Genomic DNA, 23,976 nt, shown 5'->3' with positions numbered 1-23,976 from the left:
CTGCGCCGCCGGTAGAGGGGGTTCTAAGGCGAGTGACAGAAACCCGCAAGCAGAAAGTTGAGAAAAGTGAGGGCTTTGGGGAACCTTTCGGCAAGTAGCTGAAATTGTGAGCTATTTTTGAGCTCCCGAAGCGCAGGATCCAGCCGCCCTGCCCCGCGCCCGACGGAAGATAGGCCGGGTCCGAGTGAATCACCCACGATTCACGGCAGCGAAGCACCTATTGGGTGAATCAAATCGAAGGCCAGCACCCCTTCATAACGGCGCCGTCCTCACCCCTCTGCTTCATCATCCTCTGAACGGCTGAGCGGCAGCGGCTCTTTGAATGTGAGCGTACGGTAAGGGAATGGTATCTCAAGCCCGGCGTCATCCAACGCCCGCTTCACCGCCGTCACGACCTCATCCCGGGAGCGGCGCTGTTCCACCGGAGCCGAGCCTGTCCACCAAGTCACTTCGAAATTAATCGAGGAATCCCCAAACTCTTGGGCGAAGATCTGAATGGGGTGTTCCCCCTGCTCTACTGTCTCACAGCCCTCAACCGCTTTGGAGATGACAGTGCGCGCCTCATTCAAATCTACATCATAGGCCACGCCGCAGATCACAGTTTGACGGCGGTGCTTTTGATCCGTGCGAACATAGACAGGGTTTTTGAACAGCATCGCGTTCGGGACGATCACAAGCTGCCCGTCCGTCTGGCGAATGTGGCTCTCCCTGATGGCGATATGGGCGACTTTACCCTCGATCCCCTCGCATTCGATATGATCCCCCATACGCATCTCGCGGCGAAAGAGAATGATGATCCCAGCAAGGAAGTTCTCAAAAACATCCTTGAAGGCAAAGCCGATGGCGACCGACCCGATGCCGAGGCCGGCCAGAATGCTGGCGGGGGTAAGGCCGGGGAAGACGATCACGGCTGCGACCATGATGCCAAAGACCCAAATGAGGATCGACGTCAGGAGCGTAAAGAGGTCTTGCAGGCTTGGGCGGAGTTTGGTTCGCGACAGGGTTCTAGTGACCAGCGAACGGCCAAGCGCGGCGATCGCCCAAGTCAATATCAATACAAGGGTGGCGACGGCAATCTGCGGCAAAAGCGCAATCGTATCCCGCGCCATCTCCATGATCTGGCGCCACATAATCCTGACTGGCTCCACCCTGCCCCTCCTCCTGCTTTTCGATAGAGTGCCGCAAAACCCTTGCTGCGGTGAGTGTTAATTGCCCGCGCCTGTCACGCCATTCCTGGCCGCTTGGCCGATGAGGGCTAGCTTAGACCAGCCACTAACCCAACTAGAAAGGAGCCCGGCGGCCCCGGCGTGACACTATGGACATCATTCGCATTATCATCGCTATTCTATTGCCCCCTCTGGGGGTATTCTTGCAGGAAGGTCTAGGAAAGCACTTCTGGATTAATATCATCCTAACGCTACTGGGCTACATTCCAGGGATCGTCCATGCGATCTATATCATTATTAAGAGGTGAGTACGCCTAGCCTTGAAGCTCAGACAGAAAAGCGCGCCTCCGGTCAGAGGCGCGCTTTTGCGATCAGTCTGATAGCTTATCTTTGACGTCGCCGACGCCCTTTTGCACCTTGCCTTCAGCCTGATCGGCCTGACCTTCGTGCTTGAGGTCGTCGTTGCCTGTGGCATCGCCAGCTTCTTCTTTCAGCTTGCCACCGATGTCTTTCGCCTTGCCTTTAGCTTGGTCGTCATTCGTCATGGTTGCTCTCCTCTATATGGGTAGAGGGACAACGTCAGAAAGCTGGCGGAGGTTCCGGGCCGGGTACGGAAGTCGCGCGCGCGGCAGGGGCGGAGGGTGCGATTTGTTTGGTTCGGTGAAAGTGGTGCCCGGGGGCGGAATCGAACCACCGACACGAGGATTTTCAATCCACTGCTCTACCCCTGAGCTACCCGGGCACGGGTCACCTCTTTCAAGGTCGGGTGAGCGGGTTCTAGGACCTGTAGCGCGGGGTGTCCAGCCCCATTTTGCCCCGAAATCCACTTCTTTTCACGAAACGCAAATTATCCTGTCTTAATGGGGCCTTGCGGGGCGGTCTTGTGCTGCTTCGGCGGCCTCGATGGCTGCTTCAACGTCTTCCGGATCGCGCGAGGGGACCGCGTAGCTTCCGCTGAACCAGCGGCCCAGATCGATGTCGGCGCAGCGGCGCGAGCAGAAGGGGCGGTGTGCCTTGACGGTTTCGGCTTTGCAGATCGGACAGCTCACTGCCCTGCCCCTGCAAGTACCTCCGCCAGCACCGGACGGGCGCGTTTACGCTGCAATTCGTAATGGCCCAAAGGCGTCCAACCGACCAGCGTCGTGTCCACATCGTCGGCGCGGAAGGCAGCACGCAGCGCGCTTTCGAAGGTGCGGCGATCCTTCTTGGGCATGGGGGCGAGATCGAGGGTGATCTGCCCGCCTAGACCGCGTAGGCGCAGGGCGCGGGGCAGTGCGCGGGCGCAGGCCATGTTGGCTTTCACGCCAGCGGCTAGTGACGCATCACTGCCGGTGTTCACATCCACAGCCACAAGTGCGCGGGTCGGCTCGACGAAGATTGACGCTCCGCTGCCAAGGGGAACTTGCGGCGAGGACAGGCGGTCAAGCTCTTCCAAAACACTATGGTCGCTGAAGCCCCCAGCCTCGGTCACGACCTCGGCAGGTGTGGTCCAGTCACGCCACGCCAACAAATGCGGGCCATCGCCTTCGCTCAGCACTTCCATCTCCTGCCCGTCATCATTGGCCACGGTATCCGCAAGGGCCAGCATATTCGCGATATCCTCGGCAATATCATTGGCATCGGCCCCGGCGCAGGAGGAGCGCAGGATCAGCCCCAGATCGGCCCCGCCTGCGGCTTCATGCGCGATTTCGAGCAAACGGTCGCGCTCTTCTTCGTCCTTGATGGAGCGCGAGATGTTCAGCCCCGGCGCATCTGGCGTCACGATGGCATAGCGCGACTTGAACAGCAGCTTGTTGGTCACCGGGATCGCCTTGCCCGGCTCGGCGTGGCCCGAAACCTGCACCAGAATCGTCTGACCGGGCGCCAGACCTTTGATCTGTCGCAGGAATGCCGCGCCGTCGGCGGTCTTGAGAAACATGCCCCCCTGCCCCTTTACCGGGCGATCGGCAATCGCGCGATATACTGTGCCAACGCGCGGCGCGTCGCTGTCGACCAGAAAATCGTCCAGCTTGCCATCCACCATGAGTGCTGCAGCTTCAACATCGCCAAGATGGTCAAGAATGATGGTACGGCCCTTCATGCGGCACCTCCGTCAAATGGATAGCCTGCCGCTTGCAGCAGGTTCGCAGCCTCGGCCAATGGCAGGCCGACGATTGCAGTGAATGAGCCGCTGATCCATGGGATCAGCGCGCCAGCGGGGCCTTGGATGCCATATCCACCCGCCTTGCCGCGCCAATCGCCGGTGGCGAGGTAGCGGCGAATCTCAGGTTCAGATAAAGATTTCATCTTCACGCTGCTTTGCACATCGCGCTGCCAGAGCTTTTCGCCCCGTTTCACGGCAACGGCAGTGACCACCCTATGCCGACGGCCCGACATCAACCGCAGGAAAGCTTCGGCTTCAGCCTCATCCTCGGGCTTGCCGAGGATGCGCCGCCCTAGCGCGACGGTGGTGTCCGCGCAGAGCACGATATCATCCGCCTCAGCAGGCACGGCCGCCACCTTTTCACGCGCCATGCGGGCGCAATAGGGGCGCGGCAATTCGGCCTTGTGGGGTGTCTCGTCAATGTCGGGGGCGCGGATGGCATCGGGGACCACGCCGATCTGGGCCAAAAGCTCCAATCGGCGCGGTGATCCTGATCCGAGAATGAACTGCATCTTATGGGCCTCTTTGCCTGAGGCCGGCAGCCCGGTCGGGGCCGCGCACGGCCCCGCCTGCGCCGCGCAACGCGCGTACGCGGTGCCGCTTACTTGAAGCGATAGTTGATCCGACCCTTGGTCAAATCATAGGGTGTCATTTCCACCTGAACCTTGTCGCCAGCCAGAACACGGATGCGGTTTTTCCGCATCTTGCCTGCCGTATGCGCGATGATCTCATGGCCGTTTTCCAGCTCGACCCGAAACGTCGCGTTAGGCAGGAGTTCCTTCACGACACCGGGAAATTCGAGCGTATCTTCCTTGGCCATGGTCTCTCCTTGAGCACAAAACCCTCCAATTTGAGGGCGCAGGCTTAAATGGGCGCATTTTTGCGCTTTTTCAAGGGGGATTCAGCGCAAAGCGACGTTTATCGCCTTTCCGTCGCGGCCAATCTGGTCTTGCCAGTCCCTTCGGTTCAAAACGATGCCATCTGCGCGCACCTCGGCGACCTGCGCCAAATCGGCTTCTGCAATGGTCCAGCCGGGTGCGTTCACCTCGCGCAGCCCCAAAATGCCCGTCGGCGGGAAGCCGCGATCCGGCGGGCAGAAAATCCCCCCCGCGCCAAAAGATTGGCCCAAAGCCTCGGACCAATCCGCCGCGCCCACCACCGAAGACATCGCCGTGATGCACTGATTCTCAAGGGCGCGGGCCATGGAGCCGATGCGCACACGCCAATATCCCGCTAGCGTTTCGGTGACACTGGGCACGCAGATCACATCGCAATCGCTCAGTGCCCGGCCCAGCAGGGGAAACTCACTGTCATAACAGATCAAAATCCCGATCTTGCCAATCGCGGTCTCGAAAACCTGAAGTGCATTGCCTCCGATCACGCCCCACTCTTCACGCTCGAAACGGGTCATGATCTGCTTGTCCTGCACCCCCACCTGCCCCGTAGGCGTGATCAGCCGCGCGCGGTTGACCGGACGGCTCTCGGTCGCCGCGGGGCCAGAGCCTGCCACGATATGCACATTGTGCTCGGCGGCGAGCTTAACATGCAGCCGGTCCGCTTCCTCAAGCTTGTCCGAGACCGAGAAAAGCGAGCGCTCCAAATCGGCGGCCACTTCGGCCCCATCCAGCGTGGCCAATTCCATCGCGGCATATTCGGGAAAGACCAGCAGCTCCGCCCCCTGAACCGCGGCCTCGGCGACCCAATGCGCCAACTTGTCTTCGTACTGCGCCCATGAGGTCAGAACATCGAGCGGATAGGCGGCTGTGGCGATTTTCATTCGGAGAGGCTCCTGAGGGCTGTTTGCCCGCAGTCTGCGCAGCTTTGGCGGCGGCTTCAAGGGGGCGGCCCGGGGGCCCGAAGCGCCTCCCGCCGCTTTTCCAGATGCGACAGATATGCTGCCACTTCCATGGGCAAATGCTTGACCTAAGCCGCCCCTGGTTTCACAAGATCCGAAAGAGTTGGGACCACATGCTGAACAAAGGCATCACCCTTCGGGGCATCGAAGTGTTTGAGGCGCTCGCGCGCAGCGGATCGGTGGCGCAGGCGGCTGAGGCCACGGGGCTCAGCCAGCCCGCCGTCAGCCAGCAGATGCGCAACCTCGAAGCTGCCATCGGGGCGGAACTGGTCGATCACAACCGCCGCCCCATGCGATTGACCCAAGCCGGGCAGATGTTTCTGCGCCGAGCTGAACAGGCGCTCAGCGAATTGCGCCAAGCGCAGAGCGAAGTCACAGTGATGGATCTGGCCCATGTGGAGGCGCTGAACCTTGGTGTGATCGATGATTTCGACGATGATCTGACCCCGCGTCTTGCCACGATCCTTGGCGACAGCCTGACCGGGTGCCGCTTTCGCATGATCACCGCAGGCAGCAACGAACTGGCCCAGGCGCTCCGCGATCAAAGCCTGCATATGGCGCTTTCGGCGCAGATCGACGGACCGATTGACGGGGTTTTGGAATACCCACTGGCCCGCGACCCCTTCATCCTCGTCACCCCGGCGGGCGCGCCCTATGCCCCAGAGGCCCTGCTGCGCGGCAGCACCGATCTGCCCTTTTTACGCTACGCTGCCGACCAGTTAATCGCGCGACAGATCGAGGCACATCTTACCGCGCAGAGCCACAACCTGCGCGCACGGTTCGAGATCGGCAGCCATCTGGCACTGATGGCCATGGTAGCACGGGGCATTGGCTGGGCGATAACGACGCCCTTGGGCTACATGCGCGCTGCCCGTTTCCACGACCGGCTGGCCGCGCACCCCCTGCCCGCCCCCCTGAACACCCCGCCGCCCGCGCGAACCATTTCGCTCTTCGCCGGGGCCGAATGGTCCGGCCCGGTGCCGCGCGACATTGCCCAGACCATGCGGCAGTTGATGCAGACGCATATGATCGCCCCTGCCATCGCGCAGCTGCCATGGCTGGCGGATGGGTTTCACTTGCTTGAAGCCGAAGACCCGATCGGAGAATAATACCCCATGACCAAGATCGTGATCCTTACCGGCGCGGGGATTTCTGCCGAAAGCGGGCTCGAAACCTTCCGCGCCTCCGATGGCCTTTGGGCGCAGCACCGCGTCGAAGACGTGGCCACCCCCGAAGGCTTCGCCCGCAATCCAAAACTGGTGGTCGATTTCTACAACGCCCGCCGCGCACAGGCGGCCGAGGTGTTGGCCAACGCCGCGCATCGCGCCCTCGCCCGGCTAGAGGCCGAGCTTGACGGCGAGGTGGTCGTCATCACCCAAAATGTCGATGACCTGCACGAACAGGGCGGCTCGCAAAAAGTGATGCACATGCATGGCGCGCTCAAAGGCGCGCTCTGCGCCGCTTGTGATCACCGCTGGCCTGCGCCCATGGTGATGGCACCGGGCGATGCCTGCCCCGCCTGCAGCGCCCCTGCCGCGCGGCCAGATATCGTCTGGTTTGGCGAGATGCCTTATCAGATGGACGCGCTGTTTGATCATTTGGTTGAGGCGGATGTCTTTGCCGCGATTGGCACCTCGGGCAACGTTTACCCCGCCGCCGGTTTCGTCGCCGAGGCCCGCCGCGCCGGGGCGCATACAATTGAATTCAATCTCGAACGCTCTGCCGTGGGCAATCAGTTCGCGGAACATCGCATCGGGCCTGCCAGCCAGACGGTGCCCGAATGGGTGGCAGAGGTTTTGGCGGCGCGCCGCTAAGTCACGGCGCGCCAGATAGCCTCAGCGCGGTTCGCTGCGCAGACCCTTGTAGACCGTATAGCACATGACCAGCATCAAGATCGCAAAGGGCACACCCGTCGCCGTGACCCCGGCCTGCAGGGCCGAGAGCCCGCCGCCGATCAACAGCACGATGGCGATCAACCCTTCGACGATGCACCAAAAGATACGCTGCGGCACCGGCGCGTCGATCTTGCCCCCCGCCGTGATCGTATCGACAACCAGCGACCCCGAATCCGACGAGGTGACAAAGAACACCAGCGCCAAAAGAATCGCGATGGTCGAGGCCACCTTGGTGAAAGGCAGCTCATTCAACATTCCGAAAAGCGACAGTTCCGGCGAATAGCTGTCGATCACATTGGCCTTCACCAACGATGTTTCGGGGCTGGTCAGGATTTGATCAATCGCAATACCGCCAAAGACGCCCATCCAGATAAAGATGATGAGGGAGGGGATCAGCAGCACGCAGATGATAAATTCCCGCACCGTCCGCCCGCGCGAGACCCGAGCGATGAACATCCCCACGAAAGGCGCCCAAGATACCCACCACGCCCAATAGAACGCCGTCCACCCTTCGCGGTAGGCGTCGTCATCGCGCCCAAAGGGGTTGGAAAGCGGAATGATCTCTTGCGTATAGGCCACCAAACCGGTCCAAAAGCCATCCAGCCCCACCAACGTCGGGCCAACGAAGAGCACAAAGAGGAAGAACAGAACCGCCACGATCATGTTCACCTCCGACAGGATCTTTACTCCGCCGTCCAACCCGCGCCAGACCGACACAAGCGCCACGGCGGTGACCAAAAGGATAATGACCACCTGCACGTTGGTTGAAATTTCAAGCCCGAAGGCGAAGTTGAACCCCGCATTGGCCTGCTGCGCGCCCAAACCAAGCGATGTGGCAAGACCAAAGAGTGTCGCAAAAACTGCCAGAATATCAATGATATGTCCCGGCCAGCCCCAAACGCGATCGCCCAAAAGGGGGTAAAAACAGGACCGGATCGAGAAGGGCAGCCCTTTGTTATAGGTAAACAGGGCCAAGGCCAGCGCCATGATCGCATAGACCGCCCAGCCGTGCAGCCCCCAGTGGTAAAAGGTCGCCGCAAGCCCCATGGCGCGGGCGGCCTCGACATTCTCAGGTATGATCGACCCATCTTCGGCAATCGGTAGAGGCACCCCCAACGGGCCAGAGACGTTCATATGATACACCGGCTCAAGCACGCCAAAGAACAAAAGCCCGATGCCCATGCAAGCAGCAAAAAGCATGGCGAACCAAGCAAGGTAGGAATATTCCGGCACGGCCTCTTTCCCGCCAAGCCTGACCTTGGAGATGGGCAAGAAAATCAGCACGATACAAAAGATAACGAAGATGTTCACGATGATCATAAACAGCCAGTCCAGCTTGGTCGTGGCAAAATCCCGAACGGCAAGGAAGACCACCCCGGCTTGATCCGGGAAAAGCATCGTCAGCAGCACAAAGGCCACTGCCGTCAGGCCGGATACCATGAAGACCGGGTTGTGGATGTCAAAGCCCAGCGGGCCCAATGTCCCGTCGATGTTATCTTGGCCAACCTCGAAATCAGTCTCGATCTCATTCGTGTCGGCGGGCGTGCCCGAGGGCGGGCTAGAGTTTGGCGTGCCGGGGGTGGGGTCAGTCATGAAATCTCCGATCTTGATGCACGGTCTGAGCCCCGCTTGGCAGGTAGCATGGCCAGAACAACAAATGTCAGAGGATCAATTAGCGCGCATTTCCAAGGTTTCCCGAACAAAAACATACCCCTGCGCAACAAAACCGCTAATTGCAGCGCGGGGTGCCATCCTGATAGTCCGGAAACCCTTAAGAAAGGCCTAAGTCCAAAACGAAAAAGGCCCCGATCCTTTCGGATCGAGGCCCCAATCTGGTCTGTGGTAAGCCTTAGCTCAGCACATCGGCAGTCGCGCTGGTTTTCGCGATGGCCTTTTTGATTTTCAACGCGTTGTCGGACAGTTCAACGTCCTTGGCTTTCGCCAGGAACTTGTCCAGACCACCGCGGTGGTCGACGCTGCGCAGAGCTGCGGCAGAGATGCGCAGCTTGAACGCGCGGCCCAGTGCTTCGGACTGCAACGACACGTCGTTGAGGTTCGGCAGGAACCGACGGCGTGTACGGTTGTTGGCGTGGCTTACGTTGTTGCCCGTCATCGGGCCTTTTCCGGTCAATTCGCAACGGCGCGACATGGGTTCATCCTTTTGCTGTTGTGTCCTTCCAGCGATCCGGAAAAACACATAACGTGGGGGCCGCGCAGAGCCGACCCTGAATTGGTTCGCTGGCTTTAAGGGGAATCGCGGTAGCCGTCAACCCGAAGCGCGGGACTTGGGCATATTTCCTGCACAACGCCCGACCCCGTCAACTGCGCCCCCGCTGACCCGCCTCTGCTACGCTGGTTTTTGCCACCCGCGCCAGAGTTTCCTTTGCATCCCCCCGGCGGATTTGCGATGCAGACGCATGACCATACAGATGCGTGCCCTCTTCGTTCACCTTTTCACTGCCACCGGTGCGGTGCTGGCGATGCTTGCCATGCTCGCCGCCGTGGAAGAGAAATGGGACCTGATGTTCCTTTGGCTGGTGATCGCCTTCTTCGTCGATGGTATCGACGGCCCGCTGGCGCGCAAATACGATGTGAAGACCAACGCCCCCGAATTCGATGGCGTCTTGATGGACCTCATCATCGACTATCTCACTTATGTCTTCATCCCGGCCTTCGCGCTGTTCACCTCGGGCCTGATGGATGGCTGGAGCGGTTGGGCGATGATCATTATCATCACCTTCGCCAGCGTCATGTATTTCTCTGACACGCGCATGAAAACAAAGGACAATTCCTTTAAAGGCTTCCCCGGTTGCTGGAACATGCTGGTGCTGGTGCTCTTTGCTTTGCAGCCCGAATGGTGGATCAGCCTGATTGTTGTCACGATCCTTGCCGCAGCGATGTTTCTGCCGATCAAATTCGTGCACCCCGTTCGGACCGAGCGTTGGCGACCCGTGACGCTGCCGATGGCGCTGGCATGGACCTTCTTTGCGGGCTGGTCGGCTTGGGTGAACTTTCACTCCGAAAGCTGGGCCCATTGGGGGCTGGTGATCACCTCAATCTACCTGATCTGCGCTGGTGCTGCGCAGCAGTTGATCCCCCTCGCCGAAGACTGAGCCTGCTTCACGAGGTTAAATCAACAGCCCCGCCGCGCCTTCATGGCGCAGCAATGCGACCTTGGTTTCGACCCCGCCTGCCCCGCTAAAACCGGTCAGACCCTTTGCCCCCATTACCCGGTGGCATGGGATAATGACCGGGATCGGATTGCCACCGCAGGCCCCGCCGACCGCTTGCGCTGGCACGCCGAGGTCGCGGGCAATCTCTCCGTAGGTGCGGGTATCGCCGAACGGAATCGCCAGAATCGCGGTGCAGACCGCGCGCTGGAAGTCGCTCCCTTTGATGCGCAATGGCAGGTCGAAGCGCTGGCGCTCACCTGTCGCGTATTCGTTGAGTTGGCGCAGCGCGGCATCCAGCAGGTCCAAGCGATCCTGCCGCGCTGCCTGCCCCCAGCCAAGCGCGGTGATTGCGCCGTCTTCTTCGGTCAAGGTCAGATCGCCGAAGGGCGTGGTGAGGGAGGCGTGTTTCATTGTCCCTTTCTGCGCCAGAAATGAAATTTACGAAAGAGCGCTAAGGGCGATGCCCGTGGTTCCCACGGGCGGGGCATTGGCGACCAGAAAAAGAAAAACGGGCGCCGGTTATCCCGACGCCCGTTTTACCATGCTCTCGGACCGCCTTACACTTCCGCCAACGCCTCACGCACCGCTTCATCACAGCGCCCGCAAACGCCGGGATGCTCATGCGTGCCGACATCCGGCAGTACCTTCCAGCAACGCTCGCATTTCTCGCCTTCGGCCTTTTCGAACACCACCGCCACGCCTTGCGTTTCGGGCATGCGGAAGGCCTCAGCCGGGGCTGCATCGCCGGTTACAGTGATGTCCGAGGTGATCGCCACATCTTCGAAAGACACGCTCTCCAACGCCTCGCGCTGCGCTGCGTTGTCGACATGCACAACGGGGGCCGCTTCGAGCGAGGCACCGATCACCTTCTCGGTCCGCTGCACCTCCAGCGCCGCCGTCACCACACGGCGCGCGGCGCGGACCTTGGCCCATTTCGCGGCCAATTCCGGGTTCAGCCATGCCTCGGGGGTCTCGGGCATATCCACCAGATGCACCGAAGATGCGTCACCGGGGAAGCGCTCGAGCCAGACTTCTTCCATGGTGAAGACCAACACCGGCGCCAGCCAAGTGGTCAAACGGTGGAACAGGATATCCAGCACCGAGCGCGCGGCACGGCGGCGCAGGGTGTCGCCGTCGCAATACAGCGCATCCTTGCGGATATCAAAGTAGAAGGCCGAGAGATCGACCGTCGCAAAGGTAAACACCGCCTGAAACACGCCTTGGAAGTCAAACCGCGCAAAGCCGTCGCGCACGACCTTGTCGAGCTCTGCCACCCGGTGCAGCACCCACCGCTCCAGCTCTGGCATGTCCGTAGGATCAACCCGGTCCGCCTCGCTGAAATCATTCAACGCGCCGAGCATATAGCGCATGGTGTTGCGCAGGCGGCGATAGCTGTCGGCCACGCCTTTGAGGATTTCATCCCCGATGCGTTGGTCGGCAGTGTAATCGGTCTGCGCCACCCAGAGCCGCAAGATGTCCGCGCCATATTGCTGCACGATCTTCTCGGGCACGATGGTGTTGCCGATGGATTTGGACATCTTCATGCCCTTGGCGTCCAGCGTGAAACCATGGGTCACCACGTTGCGATAAGGCGCGCGGCCCGTGGTGCCGACCGATTGCAGCAACGAGGAGTGGAACCACCCGCGGTGCTGGTCGGTGCCTTCCATGTAAACGTCTGCGATACCGTCCTCGGTCCCGTCTTCACGGTCGCGCAGGGTAAAGGCATGGGTTGAGCCGCTGTCGAACCAGACGTCGAGAATGTCAGTCACCTGATCGAATTCCGCCGGATCGACGATGCCCTCGAGGAAGCGTTCTTTCGCGCCTTCCGCATACCACGCATCCGCGCCTTCGGCCTCGAAAGCCTCGGTGATACGCTGGTTCACTGCTTCGTTGCGCAGCAGGAAGTTCTCATCCGTTGGGGCCACGCCCTTGCGCACGAAACAGGTCAGCGGCACGCCCCAGGCGCGCTGGCGGCTGAGCACCCAATCGGGCCGTGCCTCCATCATCGAATGCAGGCGGTTGCGGCCCGATTTCGGCACCCAGTTGACCTTGTCGATACACGTCAGCGCGCGCTCGCGGATGGTCTTGCCGTTTTGGTCCAGACCGTCGCCGACCTCCTTGTCGATCGCGGCAAACCACTGCGGCGTGTTGCGGTAGATCACCGGCGCCTTGGAGCGCCAGCTGTGCGGGTAGCTGTGCTTGATCTTGCCACGCGCCAGCAGCCCGCCGACCTCAACCAGCTTGTCGATGATCGCGCTGTTGGCATTGCCCTCTTTGCCGTTCGGCTTGAGGATCGCCTTGCCGCCGAAGAACGGCAGATCGTCGCGGAAACGGCCGTCTTCCATGACGTTATAGGTGATGACCTGCGGCAGCATGCCGAGGTCACGGTAAAGCTCGTATTCCTCCAGACCGTGGGAGGGCGCGCAATGCACAAAGCCTGTCCCCTCATCCGAAGTCACGAAGTCGGCGGCACGGAAATCGCGCAGATCGTCCCATTCGCCGTTGGCTCCTTCGGCCCCGGCCAGCGGGTGTAAAAGCGAGATTTTGGCCAGTTCGTCATTCTCAACGCTGCGGACACGCTGCCACATGCCGTCTTCCAGACGCGCCCGTGCGAACACATCCGCCGCCAAGTCATCGGCCAGCAGATAGCGGTCGCCTACATTGGCCCAGCATTCCTCGGGCGTCGCGGTTACTTCATAAAGGCCGTAGGAGATGCCCTCGCCGTACACCACAGCCTTGTTCGAAGGCATGGTCCAAGGCGTCGTGGTCCAGATCACCACCTGCGCGCCGTCCAGATCACCCTCGGTGCCGGTCACCTTGAACTTCACCCAAACGGTGTGGCTTTCCTTGTCGTGATACTCGACCTCGGCCTCGGCCAGCGCGGTTTTCTCAACCGGCGACCACATCACCGGCTTGGAGCCTTGATAAAGCGTGCCGTTCAACAGGAACTTCATGAATTCCTCGGCGATAACACGCTCGGCGTGGAAGTCCATCGTCAGGTACGGATTTTCCCAATTGCCGGTAATGCCCAACCGCTTGAACTCTTCGCGCTGCACGTCAACCCAGCCACGCGCAAACTCGCGGCATTCGGCGCGAAATTCATTGATTGGCACCTGATCCTTGTCGCGGCCCTTTTTGCGGTACTGCTCTTCGATCTTCCACTCGATCGGCAGACCGTGGCAATCCCAACCGGGGATGTAGCGCGCGTCATAGCCCATCATTTGGTGGCTGCGCACGATCATGTCCTTGATCGTCTTGTTCAGCGCGTGGCCGATGTGCAGGTTGCCATTGGCGTAAGGAGGGCCGTCGTGCAGCGTGAAAGGCTGACGCCCCTCTTTCTCGCGCAGGCGGTCATAGACGCCGATCTTTTCCCAGCGCTCCAGCCAGCCGGGCTCGCGCTTGGGCAGTCCGGCGCGCATGGGGAAATCAGTCTTGGGCAGGTTCAGCGTGGCTTTGTAGTCGGGGGTCTCGGCGCACATGGGGAGCGTCCTTTAGGCATTTGGGGGTTATTCAATCTCGGTCGGTGCGAATGGCTCAAGCACCTCGGCCCGGCGTCTCAATTGCTCAGAGCGCCGGGGATATAATTCGAATAATGATCGCGGTGAGGCGTGTCATAGAGGCGCTTATAAACAGCCCCCCCTGCCCCGACAAGCCCCGGAAGAAGCGCAACAATCCGTGCTGAAAATCCCGCCACATGCGCCGCCCGCCAAACTTAACATTTTTTATGATCCCCGGCCTTCCCTTGAATTTTTCGGCAAAATCAGCATCATAAGCCTTTCGGTAAAACATATTGCCCGCGGACCCTGCATTTAAGGACCCGCGTTATTTTTAATGGGCGAAAGACCTACGTGTGACGATCAACGACACCTTTTACAACGATATGTCCGTAAAGCCCTCTGGCATGGTGGACCATTTAAGCGATGCGCAATGGGCGAGGCTTGCGCCGCTGCTGACCCAGCACAAGCATTTTACCCCGGGCGCCGTGATCAGCCGCAGGGGTGATTTCTTGGATCATAGCCTGTTGCTGCTGGATGGGCTGATCGCCCGCAGCGTGCCCCGCGGACAGCGCGCGCGAAGCACCTTCGTCGCCCTGCAGTTCCCCGGAGAGTTCGTCGATCTTCATGCTTTTCCGCTTAAAAAGCTGGACCATGATGTCATTTCACTAACCGATACGCGGGTCGCGATGATCGCGCATGATCCGCTGCGCGAACTGCTGAATGGCGATGTTGAAATGGCCCGGAAACTCTGGCTCATGACTTTGGTCGATGCCTCCATCCACCGCCATTGGGTGATGCGCAACAGTGCCATGCGCGCGCTCGCGCGGGTCGCGAATTTCCTAAGCGAGTTTGATGCCCGCATGTCGGCCGCCTACGGTATGGAGCGTCAAAGCCTGCCCTTCAGCCTGCGCCAGACCGACATCGCCGATGCTACCGGCCTTACCTCGGTGCATGTCAGCCGAACATTGCGCGAATTGCGCGAACATGGCTGCTGTGCCGTAACGGGCGGCAAACTGCTGATCCATGACCGCGCGGGGCTACATAAGGTCGGCCAGTTCGAGCCTGCCTACCTCTATATGCCGCAGTCCGAAGCGGCCCTTTAACCTGCCTCTGCCAGAGGCCGATCCGCACCCTCCACATGCAGGGCAATCGCCGGATATGTTCTGCGCGGCACCACCGCGTCGCCCTGCGCTAGGGCCGCGTGATAAAGCCGCTCAAACTTTGTCACCATCGCCTGCGCATCAAACAGCCGCGCCACACGGGCGCGCGGCACCTCGGCGGGGATCGCGAGCGCCTGTCGCAGTGCCTTAGCCAAGCCCACGGGGCTGTCATCCACAGCAACAACGCCCGCCTCGCCCAACACTTCTTCAACCGCCCCATGCGGCGTTGCCGCCACTGGCAGGCCCGTCGCCATCGCCTCTACCGCCGCGAGGCCAAAGGGTTCCTCCCACTGCGGGGTGAAAAGCGCCACCGACGCCCTGCCATAGGCCCGCCCAAGAGCCTGTGTATTCAGATGCCCAACATAGGCCACATCGTCATAAAGATGCGGTCTTACCATATCGTTAAAGTAGTCCTGATGCTCCACCACGCCGTAGATGCGCAGCGGCACCCCTGCGATCTGCGCCGCCTCTGCCGCCAGATGGGTGCCCTTGGTCGGGGTGATGCGCCCGGCCCAGACGGCGCTGCCATCGCCCGGCCCGCTTTGGGGCCATTCGGTAAGGTCGATCCCGTTGTGCACCACATGCGCCGTTTCCGGCGCGCCCTCGGGCCACCAGATGCCGCGCTGCCGGGCCGACACGACAGAAGACAGATGCCATGGCGCCGCCCCATCCATCAGCGCGCCGCGCAGCACCTTGAAGGGTGGAATATGCAACGAAGTGACCGTCGGCAGACGTTCTGCCCGCGAGAGCCGCGGCAGGTAGCGGTGCAGCGCGTTGTTGTGTACCACGTCAAAGCGCCCCTCCAGCAGCAGCCGCGCGGCGCGGGCATAGCAGGCATCGAGGTGGTCGTTCAGCGCATCGGTGCCGTGAAACTCATGCCACGGAAAGCGTGCGTCGTAATGCGTTTCGCAAATCGGCAGCAGTTTGACCCCCGGCGGCAAGCCCGCTGCACTATCGCCACTGGCCAATAGGGTCACGTCATGGCCCCGCTCGGCCAGCATACGGGCAAGGCTATGGGTAAAAGCCTCCATCCCGCCCTTGAACGGCGGGGCGATGGGGTGCCGAATATGGCCGACGATGGCGATGCGCAGGGTCATTCCGCCGCGATCCGCTCTTCGCCCCGGAGGTGGCGCAGCACACGCGCGGTATTGGCATAGGGCTGGTCTGACTGCTGCTCACAAAGCGCAAAATCATCCGCATCCGGTTCGCGCAGCTGCACCAGCGCATCGCCATCAGCCCCCACCAGCCCCATCAGGCGAAAGGCGGTAAGCCAGTGGTTCATGGTGCGGTGACCCCATTTGTCGGCAAAGATCTCGGTATTACGTAGGATCGACGGGATGTGGTGGATCGGCGGCATGCAATGCGGGTGATGCTGGTGAAAGACCTTCGCCCCCTTCGCCCAATGGATCGGCACGCCGCGTTCGTCCAACTCGCGGCCAAAGTCGGTATCCTCGCCCCCGTAGCCGGTGAAACGTTCGTCGAACCCGCCGGAGCGGTCCCAATCTTCGCGGTGGATCGCAAAGTTCAGCGACCAGAAACAGCGGTAATCGTTGCAGCGCTTCAGCCCTTCTGCGGGCGGGCCTTGGCGGTCGGAATGGCGCACAGCCACCGCTTTGAGCGTGTCATAGCTCCATCCCTCGGTCGCCGTGCCCGCGGGGAGGTAATTGACCTCGCCCATGATCAGCCCGTTTCCCGGCACCGCATAGCCCATATAGTCGGCGATCAGCTCTGGGGCCGGAATGCAATCCACGTCGAGAAAGACAAGGCAATCGCCCATGGCCTCTGCCGCGACGGTATTGCGCGCGCGTGACAGCGGCAATTCGCGGCCTGTGACCAGCACCTGCCGGATCGGGAAATCGGTCTGTGGCAGATCGTCATAAAGCGTGTCTTGCATGACCCCGATAACCAGTTCATCCGGCTGCCGGGTCTGACGGGTCAGGCCAAGGATCACATTGCGCAGATGCGTCGCCCGCCCCCGCGCAAGCGTCAGCGCGCTGACTGTGGTGTTTTCAGGCACGGATGGGGTGAACGACGTCATGTAAATCTCCGGTTTCTTTGGATGTTTTTGAAAGTAACTGATCGGTCAGACCGGTCAGCCAACGGGCGGTCTCAGCTGCGGCACCTTCATCGACCAAGCCGCGCTGCAGGGCCGGGTCATGGGTATCGAAGGTGCGTTGGATCGCCGCGCGCCACGCCCCGGCAGAGGATGGGAAATGCGGCAGATGATGCGCCGCCCCCGCGCGGTGCAGCGCCGCGGCCTTTTCGATCTGTTCATCAAAATAGCGCCACTCCGGCACGGCCAACCACGGCGTCTCGGCAGCGAGGATCTGATGACAGGTGGTATTGCCTGTCGAGGCCACGACCATATCCGCCGCCGCCAGATAATCCGCCGCGTTATCGACCCAGCCGTGATGGTGCAGGTTCGCAGGTTCGGTCGCGTGCCAATCCCGCGCCATCCGACCGATGGTGATGAATGCCGTCTCAGGCAGCGCCCGCGCCGCGATGCCAAAGGGCGCCGAGGCAAATCCAGTGCCGCCCCCGCCTGACATGACAACCACCATGCGCTGATCCGGTGCGATGCCAAGTTTTTCGCGCAACATCGTGCGCCCCGCCGGATCGGGGCGTTTTACGTCGACCCCCAAGCCCCCTGCGAAATGCGTCTTTGCCATATGCCGCGCGGGCCAATCAGGCTGCGCCAGCGCCTTTGCGGCAGGGCACAGCAGTCCGACTGCCCCGTCATAGGCCGCCTGATGCCCCGGATCGCTGCGCAGACCGTGTTGCAATACTTTGACATGTGGCACCGAACAGATCCGTGCCAATTGGGCCACTTCAGCCGATACATCGCTGATCATCAGCACCGGGTTGGCGCTGGCGAACCAAGAGGCCAGTTGCGCCATGGCCTGCCGAATACCCGGCCAGCCGAGCGGCGCGCAATGCACCGTATCCGGCGCGTTGGTGGTATCGTTGATGTCTTCGTTTCCTGTGGGCTCAAAGAGCGACGGCAAGGCAATAACCTCAACCTGCCGGGTGAAGGCGGGAAAGGTATCGGGCTTGGCGCAAAAGACGGTCACCGGCTGGCTCTCCGGGAGCGCGTTGACCACTGCGGCGCAACGTTCCGCATGGCCCCGGCCCTGATGGTGGACGAAGTAACCGATGGGCCGCGTCATTGCGCCACCATCTTGACCGGCGACTCCATCGCGTTAAGGGCGAAACCAAAGGTTTCAAGCCCTTCCAAAACCCCCGCCGCATGGGCCGCGCGGGCATGGTAGAGCCGCCTACCGCTCAGGCGTTCGCGCAGCCCGTCCATCGCATTGCCGACCAAGATGCCCCGGCCCGGCCCATCCTCCACGGCCTGCAACATATCGAAATCATTGCCACTGTCCCCGGCCACCACGACCCGGTCCATCGGCATGCCCAACCGCCGCGCCGCGGCACAGACCGCAGGACCCTTGCCCGCGGCCAGAGGCAAGACATCGATCAGCCGCCCGTGGGAGGCCACGATCTGCGCCGCCACGCCGCACCGTGCCAGATGGCGTTCCAACCGGCGCGCGGTGCGCATGTCGCCGAAACCGCTGAGCTTCCAGCGCCGCTGTTCGACCCGTGCCTGCCAGTTAAAGCCAAACTCCTTCAGCGCGCGCTCCACCCGGTCGCGCTGCCATCCGGCGTCGAGTTTTTGGGCGAAACGCTCATCCAGACAAAGCCGTCCTTCTGCATCGGGCAGATAGACCTCAGTGCCGACAGAGGTGATGAAAACACGCGGGCTTGGCAGGTTCCAATCGCGCAGGATGCGGCGGGCCTCCGGCAGACTGCGGCCCGTGGCCACGGCAAACATCGGACGGTCACGGGCGATCCATGCATTGAACAAAGCAGCAGAAGGCGCGCAGCCGGTCAGCGTGTTGTCGATGTCGCTGGCCAGCATGACCGACGCTTGCGCCGCTACTGGCGCGGGATTGCAAATATCCTCGCAGATATGCTGGACTTCTTCGGCCCATCTCGACCAATCGTAGCGCCCGACATGAGCACGCCCGGCTTGTGCAGCCTCGGCCCAGAACGCAGGCTCGTCCAAAAGCTTCAACAGCGCCGCCTCTATCGCCTCCACATCGCGGGGCGGCACACAAATGCCATGGCCAAGGTCCGCCACGATATCAGCAGGCCCGCCCTCTTGCGTCGCCACCACCGGCAACCCATGCGAGGCCGCCTCCAACATGGTCAGGCCAAAGGGTTCATGCAGCGCGAGGTTCACGAAAACCCCGCCCGTTTGCGCCGCGCGGTCATAAAGTGCGGCCACATCGCCCTGTGTATGGCTCGGCGGCAATGCCACTTTGCCCCGCAAAGCTGGCACCTCGAGCGTCTCGCGCAGGCCGAGCAGTTCCGCGCGGGCCTCTGCATTCGCCTGTAACGCATCGCCGTGCTGCCCGGCGAGGATCACAAGGTTCGCCCGCGCCTGTAGCGCAGGGCTGCCCGCATAGACCCGCGCCAAGGTCGCAAGATTCTTGCGGGCGACGGGGCGCGCCACGGCCAGCAATGTCGGGCGGTCAGGATCGCTCAGCATTTCGGCCAGCAAGGCGCGGCCTGCCCCGGCCTCTGCCGGGCGGCGCAGCGAAACGCCGGGAGAGACGCGGTGCACCCGCGCCTGCGCATCCGCCCCATAGGCTGCGACCTGCACCTCTGCCTCATCGCGCGAAGACAGCACCACCGCATCCGCCTCTTGCAGCGCGCGCCGTTCCGCCGCGATCCGGTCGGTATCTACTGCAGGCCCCGATTTGCTCAGCGCCAGCGAATGCGGGGTATAGATCACCGGGATGCCGAACCGTGCGCGCGCAGCCAGTGCCAATTGCGCCGCATCGGCAAAATGCGCGTGGATCACATCCGGCAACCGCTGCGCCTGCGCCAAATCCTCTAGAAAAGCATCCACCAGTGCGGGAATCTCCGCGGCGAGGTTTTCTTTGCTCAGATACCCCCGCTGCGCGGTCCAAAGCCGCCGGATCGACAGGCTGCGGCTGACCTGTTGTTCGGTCTGGGCGTGAACCGCCCCGAGCGCCGGCTCATCGAAAGCGCGGGTCACGATCTGCACTGCATCCACATCACCCCGTGCCGCCTGCGCGCGGGCGGCCCCCAAGATATAGGCGATGTGACCGCCGGTATCTTCGGTCACGCCATAGTTGACTGTCGGCGCCGTGAGGCAGCCCCCGAGGGCAATGTGGCAAATGAACATGAGCGGGTCTCCTTATGGAGAGGTGACCCCCCTCGCGCCCCCTCCGTTCCGATAACAAATGTTAATGCAAACATTTCTCGACGACGGGCATGGCGGTCCTAGCTTCTAGCCACTGTACCCTGCCCAGCCCCAATCAGAGCCTGCCAATGCCTTCCCAGACCCCTCCGCGCTATCTGTTCATCGGCGGGCTGCACCGCTCTGGCACGTCGTTGGTCAATCGGCTGGCCAATGCCCTGCCCGGCGCGGGTGGCATCACCGGATCGGCAGCGCCCGAGAATGAAGGCGTCTACCTGCAAGGGGCCATCCCCCATACGGCGCAATCTGGGCGGCCCATGCATTTCGCCACCAATCCACAGGAACATCTGACCGAGGCCCACCCGCTCAACACTTTGGAGACAAGGACCCGGCTGACGCAGGACTGGGCGCCGTGGTTTGCCCCGGACCTGCGCTGGCGGGTCGAGAAATCGCCGGTGAACCTGACCCGCATGCGGTTAATGCAGCACCTCTTTCCGATGTCGCAGTTCATCGTGGTCCTGCGCCACCCAGAGGCGGTCGCGGCCTCCGTCGCCGCATGGGTAGATGCCCCGCCGCAAGCGTTGATCGATCACTGGATCGCGGCACAAGCGCAGATGATGGGCGACCTGCCCTATCTCCATGCGGTGATGGTGCTGCGCTACGAGGATATCGTCGCCGACGCCCCCCGCGCCCTGCGCCGGATCGCGCGTTTCATTGACCTCTCCGAAGCGGCGCTGCCCGAAGGGATCGCGGATGGCAACCAAAGCTATACCGGGGTTCCGCAGATGACGGCTGCACAGGCGCCGGAGGCCGCGCGGTGGGGCTATGCCCCCGGGTTGCAGGTCTCACCTTGGCCCGGCCTGATACAGCACCCGCTGCGCGCCGTGCGGGAGGCGGTCGCAGCGGCCTGATCCGTTAGCCGTTGCCAAACACCCCGGTCAGCGCACGTTTGACGATGCCCCGCACGCCGGGGCGTTTTTCGCGGGCAAAGGGCAGCGGGCGGCAGACCTCAATCGCGGCCACCCCGACCCGAGCTGTCAGCGCGCCATTTACCAGCCCTTCGCCAAAACGTCGGCTCAGCTTGGCCAGGATGGAGCCCCCCAAAAGCGGCTCGATCAGGTCGTCACCCACCGCCACGGCCCCGGTGGCGACCAAATGCGACAGCACTGCGCGGGTCAGCCGCCACGAGCCGAAAAAGCCCGAACGCCCGCCATAGATCTCGGCAATGCGGCGGATCATCCGCAGGTTGCTGCTGAGCGCCGCGGCCACATCAGCCAGCGCCAAGGGGACCAACGCCGTGACGGCGGCGACCTGCCGGGCGGCGGCCTCAACCTCGCGGGTGGCGGCGCGGTCTAGGGGGGCCAGAACCTCGCTCTCGGCCAGCCCCAGCAACGCCTCGGCATCGAATTGATCGCCGCGCAGTTCGGTCAGCCGGTCGCGGCCCCAGCGGGTGTCTTCACGGTGTTTGTAAAGCGTTTCCAACCGATCCGTCACGCTGCGTGCGGCGACCAAATCCCCCTGCGCCAGCGCCTCGCCCGCGTCGTGGCGCAGCCCGTCCAGCCGCGCCAGCCGCCCAAAGGCTGCCATTTCGCGCAGGGACAGCAGCAGTAGCACCAGCAAGAACGCCCCAATCAGCAGCGTCATCGCCCAGCCCAGCAGTGGGTAGCGTGCCATCAGGTCGGTCACAAAGGTCCAAGCCGCGATCGACACCAGCGCCGTCACCAGCGCCCCGGCCAGCGCCCAGAACATCCGCACCAGCCGCGAGGGTTTGCGCGCCGCGAGCCGTGCGGCGATCTGCATCGCTTGACCCTTGGGCGGCGGCGCTTCCACGTCCAACTCAGGCACGGCCGGCGCGTCGGCGACCGAGGGCTGGGGCTTGGCGTCTTCTTCTAGGTCGAACAGGATCGGTCCCCGGGCCATCAGGCGGCCTCCCCGTGCCAGTGCAATGTAAGATCGGGCAGCCCTTCGTCATTGGCGCTGCCATCGCCACGGGCGGTTTCGGCAAACCCATGTTGGCGGTAGAAAGCGATGGCCTTTGCATTGGCCTGAAATGTCCAGCAAGTCAGTGTCTTATGGCGCGTCTTTAACCTTCGCAACAAGGCCGATCCGATGCCCCGTCCCCGCGCCGCCTGCGACACATAAAGTGCATCCAACTCCCCGCCTTCACAGGCCACGAATCCGGCGATCCGGCCTGCCTGCTCGGCCACCGTGACCCAGCCGCGGGCGATCATTGCGTCTGCGTGGGCAATATCCTCAGCTGCCGTATGAATGCGCGGCAACCATTTAGTATCGCGGGCAAAATCGCTCATGATGCCGCCCACGGCACCCGCGTCTAGGGGTTGCGCCGGGCGCAGGGTGGCGGGGCGGGTCAGCACCGCGGTCATAGCCTGTCCCCGATCAAAAACTCCGCCGCGCGGTCGAGCCGGATATGGGGCGGGCCGTCGCCGGGGCGCAGGTCCAACACCGCCGGCGCAAAACGCATGATCTGGTAATCCGCCCCCAGCCATTCCTGCGCGCCCTGCCGGGCGGGGGTCAGCAAATGCGCCGGGTCTTCGGGCAGTTCACCGGGGTAAAAAGCCGCCTGCCGCCCGCGCGTTTCATCATCGTTCAGCAGCGTGCCGCGCACCACGTCAAGTTGCTCTCCGCCATGGGTCATCACGTCTTCGGTCGTGGCCCGCAGGCTGGCGATGGCCATCGCCCGCGTGCCCGCGCCTGCGTATTGCGCCCGGTCCCGCGCGTCGCGGATCAGCGCCTGCATGATGCCGCTTAACCGTGGATGCTGGCGGTGGTGCAGGTGGTCGGCTTTAGTGGCCGCAAACAGGATTTTCTCAACCCGTTTGCCCCGCAGCAAGCTGGTCAGGAAGTTGTTTGTCCCCGGGCGGAAGGCGCCCAGAATATCGGCCATCGCGCCACGCAGGTCTTCGACCGCCCGTGGCCCTTGGTGGATCGCGCCAAGCGCGTCGACCAGCACCACCTGCCTGTCGATCCTAGAAAAATGATCCCGGAAGAAGGGCTGCACCACCTGTTTCTTATAGGCCTCGAACCGCCGCGCCATCTCGCGGATCAGCGATTTACGCGGTGCCCCGTCCGAACCGAGCAGAGGTGCAAAGGTCAACACTGGAGAGCCTGCAAGGTCACCGGGCAGCAGAAACCGCCCCGGCGTGCAGTCGGAATAGCCATTGGCGCGGGCAGTTTGCAGGTAGTCGGCAAAGCTGTCGGCAAGCCTGCGGGCAGTGGTTTCTTCCAACTCGGCATGGGGGTCGGTCTGCTCGGCCAGCGCGCGGTAGCTCGCCGCCTCCTCACGCGAGGCGATGCGCTCAATCACCTGCGCCGACCATTCGGCGTAGGTGACATCCATCAGCGCCAGATCAAGCAGCCATTCGCCGGGGTAATCCACGATATCCAGATGCAGCGTGCGCGGCCCCTGAAGCCCCGCCAGCAGCCCATTGGGCCGCACCTTGAGCGACAGCCGCAATTCCGAGATCGCCCGCGTGCTTTCCGGCCAATGCGGCGTCTTGCCGGTCAGCGCGGCGAGGTGGTTCTCATAGTCAAAACGCGGCACGGTATCGTCGGGCTGTGGCTGCAAAAACGCCGCCTCGATCCGCCCTTCGGAGGCCGCCAACAGCCCCGGCATCCGCCCCCGGTCCAGCAGGTTCGCCACCAGCGAGGTGATGAAAACCGTCTTACCCGAGCGCGCAAGACCCGTGACCCCAAGCCGGATCACCGGCTCGAAAAACGTCTCGCCCACCGTGTCGGTGACATTCTCAAACTGCCGCCAAATGCCGTCGGCAATGCCTGTGATACCCAAAGCTGCGCCCGTCCCTTTGTCTTTGCCGTTAACATAGGGTCGGCAGCCG

Annotated in this window: 24 protein-coding genes and 1 tRNA gene; 6 read left to right on the top strand and 19 right to left on the bottom strand. The window is 62.4% G+C overall.

Annotation, left to right across the window (positions count from 1 at the left end; all coding sequences use genetic code 11):
* Positions 1–269: 269 nt before the first annotated feature.
* The gene (locus O4H31_RS07000) at positions 270–1,130 is read right to left on the bottom strand and encodes a mechanosensitive ion channel family protein (protein WP_269344123.1); all 861 of its coding nucleotides are present in this window, start codon (positions 1,128–1,130) and stop codon (positions 270–272) included.
* A gap of 185 nt (positions 1,131–1,315) precedes the next feature.
* Here O4H31_RS07000 and O4H31_RS06995 point away from each other — a divergent pair, with 185 nt between their 5' ends.
* Complete coding sequence (locus tag O4H31_RS06995; protein ID WP_243265093.1) at positions 1,316–1,474, top strand: YqaE/Pmp3 family membrane protein; 159 nt, start codon at positions 1,316–1,318, stop codon at positions 1,472–1,474.
* Between the two features lie 63 nt (positions 1,475–1,537).
* Here the strand turns inward: O4H31_RS06995 and O4H31_RS06990 are convergent, their stop codons facing one another.
* From O4H31_RS06990 to O4H31_RS06960, 7 genes are all read right to left on the bottom strand, one after another.
* Entirely contained in the window at positions 1,538–1,711 is a 174-nt protein-coding gene (locus O4H31_RS06990; protein ID WP_269344119.1) for a CsbD family protein, read from the bottom strand.
* Between the two features lie 122 nt (positions 1,712–1,833).
* Positions 1,834–1,908, bottom strand: a tRNA-Phe gene (locus O4H31_RS06985).
* Positions 1,909–2,023: 115 nt separating this feature from the next.
* Positions 2,024–2,215 carry a DNA gyrase inhibitor YacG gene (locus tag O4H31_RS06980; RefSeq protein ID WP_269344117.1) on the bottom strand — a complete coding sequence of 64 codons (192 nt, stop codon included), beginning with the start codon at positions 2,213–2,215 and terminating at the stop codon, positions 2,024–2,026.
* Positions 2,212–3,246 (bottom strand): ribonuclease E/G, encoded by a 1,035-nt coding sequence (locus O4H31_RS06975; RefSeq protein ID WP_269344115.1) that lies wholly within the window; start codon positions 3,244–3,246, stop codon positions 2,212–2,214. The genes O4H31_RS06980 and O4H31_RS06975 overlap by 4 nt, the downstream gene beginning before the upstream one ends.
* Entirely contained in the window at positions 3,243–3,821 is a 579-nt protein-coding gene (locus O4H31_RS06970) for a Maf family protein (RefSeq protein ID WP_269344113.1), read from the bottom strand. Before O4H31_RS06970 ends, O4H31_RS06975 begins: the two co-directional genes overlap by 4 nt.
* Positions 3,822–3,910: 89 nt before the next feature.
* Positions 3,911–4,129: a translation initiation factor IF-1 gene (gene infA, locus O4H31_RS06965; protein WP_005978431.1), complete on the bottom strand. Its 219-nt coding sequence runs from the start codon at positions 4,127–4,129 to the stop codon at positions 3,911–3,913.
* An 81-nt stretch (positions 4,130–4,210) separates the two neighbouring features.
* A complete protein-coding gene (locus O4H31_RS06960; RefSeq protein WP_269344085.1) occupies positions 4,211–5,086 on the bottom strand; it encodes a carbon-nitrogen hydrolase family protein in 876 nt (291 codons plus the stop codon).
* A gap of 191 nt (positions 5,087–5,277) precedes the next feature.
* Here O4H31_RS06960 and O4H31_RS06955 point away from each other — a divergent pair, with 191 nt between their 5' ends.
* Positions 5,278–6,273, top strand: a complete 996-nt coding sequence (locus O4H31_RS06955; protein ID WP_269344084.1) for a LysR family transcriptional regulator — start codon at positions 5,278–5,280, stop codon at positions 6,271–6,273.
* A 6-nt stretch (positions 6,274–6,279) separates the two neighbouring features.
* Positions 6,280–6,978, top strand: a complete 699-nt coding sequence (locus O4H31_RS06950) for an NAD-dependent deacylase (RefSeq protein WP_269344082.1) — start codon at positions 6,280–6,282, stop codon at positions 6,976–6,978.
* A 21-nt stretch (positions 6,979–6,999) separates the two neighbouring features.
* Here O4H31_RS06950 and O4H31_RS06945 read toward each other — a convergent pair whose 3' ends face one another.
* Together O4H31_RS06945 and rpmB are read right to left on the bottom strand one after the other, a co-directional pair.
* Positions 7,000–8,652 carry a BCCT family transporter gene (locus tag O4H31_RS06945; RefSeq protein ID WP_269344080.1) on the bottom strand — a complete coding sequence of 551 codons (1,653 nt, stop codon included), beginning with the start codon at positions 8,650–8,652 and terminating at the stop codon, positions 7,000–7,002.
* 256 nt (positions 8,653–8,908) lie between these two features.
* Entirely contained in the window at positions 8,909–9,208 is a 300-nt protein-coding gene (gene rpmB, locus O4H31_RS06940) for a 50S ribosomal protein L28 (RefSeq protein ID WP_067625199.1), read from the bottom strand.
* 268 nt (positions 9,209–9,476) lie between these two features.
* Between rpmB and O4H31_RS06935 the strand changes: the two genes are divergently transcribed.
* Positions 9,477–10,172, top strand: a complete 696-nt coding sequence (locus O4H31_RS06935; RefSeq protein ID WP_269344076.1) for a CDP-alcohol phosphatidyltransferase family protein — start codon at positions 9,477–9,479, stop codon at positions 10,170–10,172.
* Between the two features lie 15 nt (positions 10,173–10,187).
* Here the strand turns inward: O4H31_RS06935 and O4H31_RS06930 are convergent, their stop codons facing one another.
* A complete protein-coding gene (locus O4H31_RS06930) occupies positions 10,188–10,643 on the bottom strand; it encodes a methylated-DNA--[protein]-cysteine S-methyltransferase (protein ID WP_269344074.1) in 456 nt (151 codons plus the stop codon).
* A gap of 146 nt (positions 10,644–10,789) precedes the next feature.
* On the bottom strand, positions 10,790–13,711 hold the full coding sequence (ileS, locus tag O4H31_RS06925) for an isoleucine--tRNA ligase (protein WP_269344072.1): 2,922 nt from the start codon (positions 13,709–13,711) through the stop codon (positions 10,790–10,792).
* A gap of 371 nt (positions 13,712–14,082) precedes the next feature.
* On the opposite strand from ileS, the gene O4H31_RS06920 reads away from it, so the two are divergent.
* Positions 14,083–14,832: a Crp/Fnr family transcriptional regulator gene (locus O4H31_RS06920; RefSeq protein WP_269344070.1), complete on the top strand. Its 750-nt coding sequence runs from the start codon at positions 14,083–14,085 to the stop codon at positions 14,830–14,832.
* On the opposite strand, the gene O4H31_RS06915 is transcribed toward O4H31_RS06920, so the two are convergent.
* The 4 genes from O4H31_RS06915 to O4H31_RS06900 are packed head-to-tail and all read right to left on the bottom strand — an operon-like array spanning position 14,829 to position 20,104.
* Positions 14,829–15,986, bottom strand: a complete 1,158-nt coding sequence (locus O4H31_RS06915; protein ID WP_269344069.1) for a glycosyltransferase — start codon at positions 15,984–15,986, stop codon at positions 14,829–14,831. The genes O4H31_RS06920 and O4H31_RS06915 overlap by 4 nt on opposite strands.
* Positions 15,983–16,927, bottom strand: coding sequence for a glycosyltransferase family 2 protein (locus tag O4H31_RS06910; protein WP_269344067.1), 945 nt, complete (start codon positions 16,925–16,927; stop codon positions 15,983–15,985). The genes O4H31_RS06915 and O4H31_RS06910 overlap by 4 nt, the downstream gene beginning before the upstream one ends.
* Positions 16,899–18,056, bottom strand: a complete 1,158-nt coding sequence (locus O4H31_RS06905) for a glycosyltransferase (RefSeq protein WP_269344066.1) — start codon at positions 18,054–18,056, stop codon at positions 16,899–16,901. The genes O4H31_RS06910 and O4H31_RS06905 overlap by 29 nt, the downstream gene beginning before the upstream one ends.
* On the bottom strand, positions 18,053–20,104 hold the full coding sequence (locus O4H31_RS06900) for an HAD-IIB family hydrolase (protein ID WP_269344065.1): 2,052 nt from the start codon (positions 20,102–20,104) through the stop codon (positions 18,053–18,055). Before O4H31_RS06900 ends, O4H31_RS06905 begins: the two co-directional genes overlap by 4 nt.
* 146 nt (positions 20,105–20,250) lie before the next feature.
* On the opposite strand from O4H31_RS06900, the gene O4H31_RS06895 reads away from it, so the two are divergent.
* Positions 20,251–21,030 carry a sulfotransferase family protein gene (locus tag O4H31_RS06895; RefSeq protein ID WP_269344064.1) on the top strand — a complete coding sequence of 260 codons (780 nt, stop codon included), beginning with the start codon at positions 20,251–20,253 and terminating at the stop codon, positions 21,028–21,030.
* Between the two features lie 4 nt (positions 21,031–21,034).
* Here the strand turns inward: O4H31_RS06895 and O4H31_RS06890 are convergent, their stop codons facing one another.
* The 3 genes from O4H31_RS06890 to O4H31_RS06880 are packed head-to-tail and all read right to left on the bottom strand — an operon-like array spanning position 21,035 to position 23,927.
* Positions 21,035–22,039, bottom strand: a complete 1,005-nt coding sequence (locus tag O4H31_RS06890) for a YcjF family protein (protein WP_269344063.1) — start codon at positions 22,037–22,039, stop codon at positions 21,035–21,037.
* On the bottom strand, positions 22,039–22,503 hold the full coding sequence (locus tag O4H31_RS06885) for a GNAT family N-acetyltransferase (protein ID WP_269344062.1): 465 nt from the start codon (positions 22,501–22,503) through the stop codon (positions 22,039–22,041). Before O4H31_RS06885 ends, O4H31_RS06890 begins: the two co-directional genes overlap by 1 nt.
* The gene (locus tag O4H31_RS06880; protein ID WP_269344061.1) at positions 22,500–23,927 is read right to left on the bottom strand and encodes a YcjX family protein; all 1,428 of its coding nucleotides are present in this window, start codon (positions 23,925–23,927) and stop codon (positions 22,500–22,502) included. Before O4H31_RS06880 ends, O4H31_RS06885 begins: the two co-directional genes overlap by 4 nt.
* Between the last annotated feature and the right edge of the window lie 49 nt (positions 23,928–23,976).

Source organism: Sulfitobacter dubius (assembly GCF_027214245.1).
In the GTDB taxonomy this organism is placed as follows: domain Bacteria; phylum Pseudomonadota; class Alphaproteobacteria; order Rhodobacterales; family Rhodobacteraceae; genus Sulfitobacter; species Sulfitobacter dubius_A.
This window is presented reverse-complemented; position numbering and strand designations above follow the sequence as displayed.

Coding starts and splice junctions, on each gene's coding strand:
- infA (WP_005978431.1), bottom strand. CDS start 4,129: ATGGCCAAGGAAGATACGCTCGAATTTCCCGGTGTCGTGAAGGAACTC.
- O4H31_RS07000 (WP_269344123.1), bottom strand. CDS start 1,130: ATGTGGCGCCAGATCATGGAGATGGCGCGGGATACGATTGCGCTTTTG.
- O4H31_RS06975 (WP_269344115.1), bottom strand. CDS start 3,246: ATGAAGGGCCGTACCATCATTCTTGACCATCTTGGCGATGTTGAAGCT.
- O4H31_RS06970 (WP_269344113.1), bottom strand. CDS start 3,821: ATGCAGTTCATTCTCGGATCAGGATCACCGCGCCGATTGGAGCTTTTG.
- O4H31_RS06885 (WP_269344062.1), bottom strand. CDS start 22,503: ATGACCGCGGTGCTGACCCGCCCCGCCACCCTGCGCCCGGCGCAACCC.
- O4H31_RS06905 (WP_269344066.1), bottom strand. CDS start 18,056: ATGACGCGGCCCATCGGTTACTTCGTCCACCATCAGGGCCGGGGCCAT.
- O4H31_RS06990 (WP_269344119.1), bottom strand. CDS start 1,711: ATGACGAATGACGACCAAGCTAAAGGCAAGGCGAAAGACATCGGTGGC.
- O4H31_RS06935 (WP_269344076.1), top strand. CDS start 9,477: ATGACCATACAGATGCGTGCCCTCTTCGTTCACCTTTTCACTGCCACC.
- O4H31_RS06910 (WP_269344067.1), bottom strand. CDS start 16,927: ATGACGTCGTTCACCCCATCCGTGCCTGAAAACACCACAGTCAGCGCG.
- O4H31_RS06960 (WP_269344085.1), bottom strand. CDS start 5,086: ATGAAAATCGCCACAGCCGCCTATCCGCTCGATGTTCTGACCTCATGG.
- O4H31_RS06945 (WP_269344080.1), bottom strand. CDS start 8,652: ATGACTGACCCCACCCCCGGCACGCCAAACTCTAGCCCGCCCTCGGGC.
- O4H31_RS06950 (WP_269344082.1), top strand. CDS start 6,280: ATGACCAAGATCGTGATCCTTACCGGCGCGGGGATTTCTGCCGAAAGC.
- O4H31_RS06895 (WP_269344064.1), top strand. CDS start 20,251: ATGCCTTCCCAGACCCCTCCGCGCTATCTGTTCATCGGCGGGCTGCAC.
- O4H31_RS06890 (WP_269344063.1), bottom strand. CDS start 22,039: ATGGCCCGGGGACCGATCCTGTTCGACCTAGAAGAAGACGCCAAGCCC.
- O4H31_RS06915 (WP_269344069.1), bottom strand. CDS start 15,986: ATGACCCTGCGCATCGCCATCGTCGGCCATATTCGGCACCCCATCGCC.
- O4H31_RS06955 (WP_269344084.1), top strand. CDS start 5,278: ATGCTGAACAAAGGCATCACCCTTCGGGGCATCGAAGTGTTTGAGGCG.
- O4H31_RS06995 (WP_243265093.1), top strand. CDS start 1,316: ATGGACATCATTCGCATTATCATCGCTATTCTATTGCCCCCTCTGGGG.
- rpmB (WP_067625199.1), bottom strand. CDS start 9,208: ATGTCGCGCCGTTGCGAATTGACCGGAAAAGGCCCGATGACGGGCAAC.
- ileS (WP_269344072.1), bottom strand. CDS start 13,711: ATGTGCGCCGAGACCCCCGACTACAAAGCCACGCTGAACCTGCCCAAG.
- O4H31_RS06930 (WP_269344074.1), bottom strand. CDS start 10,643: ATGAAACACGCCTCCCTCACCACGCCCTTCGGCGATCTGACCTTGACC.
- O4H31_RS06900 (WP_269344065.1), bottom strand. CDS start 20,104: ATGTTCATTTGCCACATTGCCCTCGGGGGCTGCCTCACGGCGCCGACA.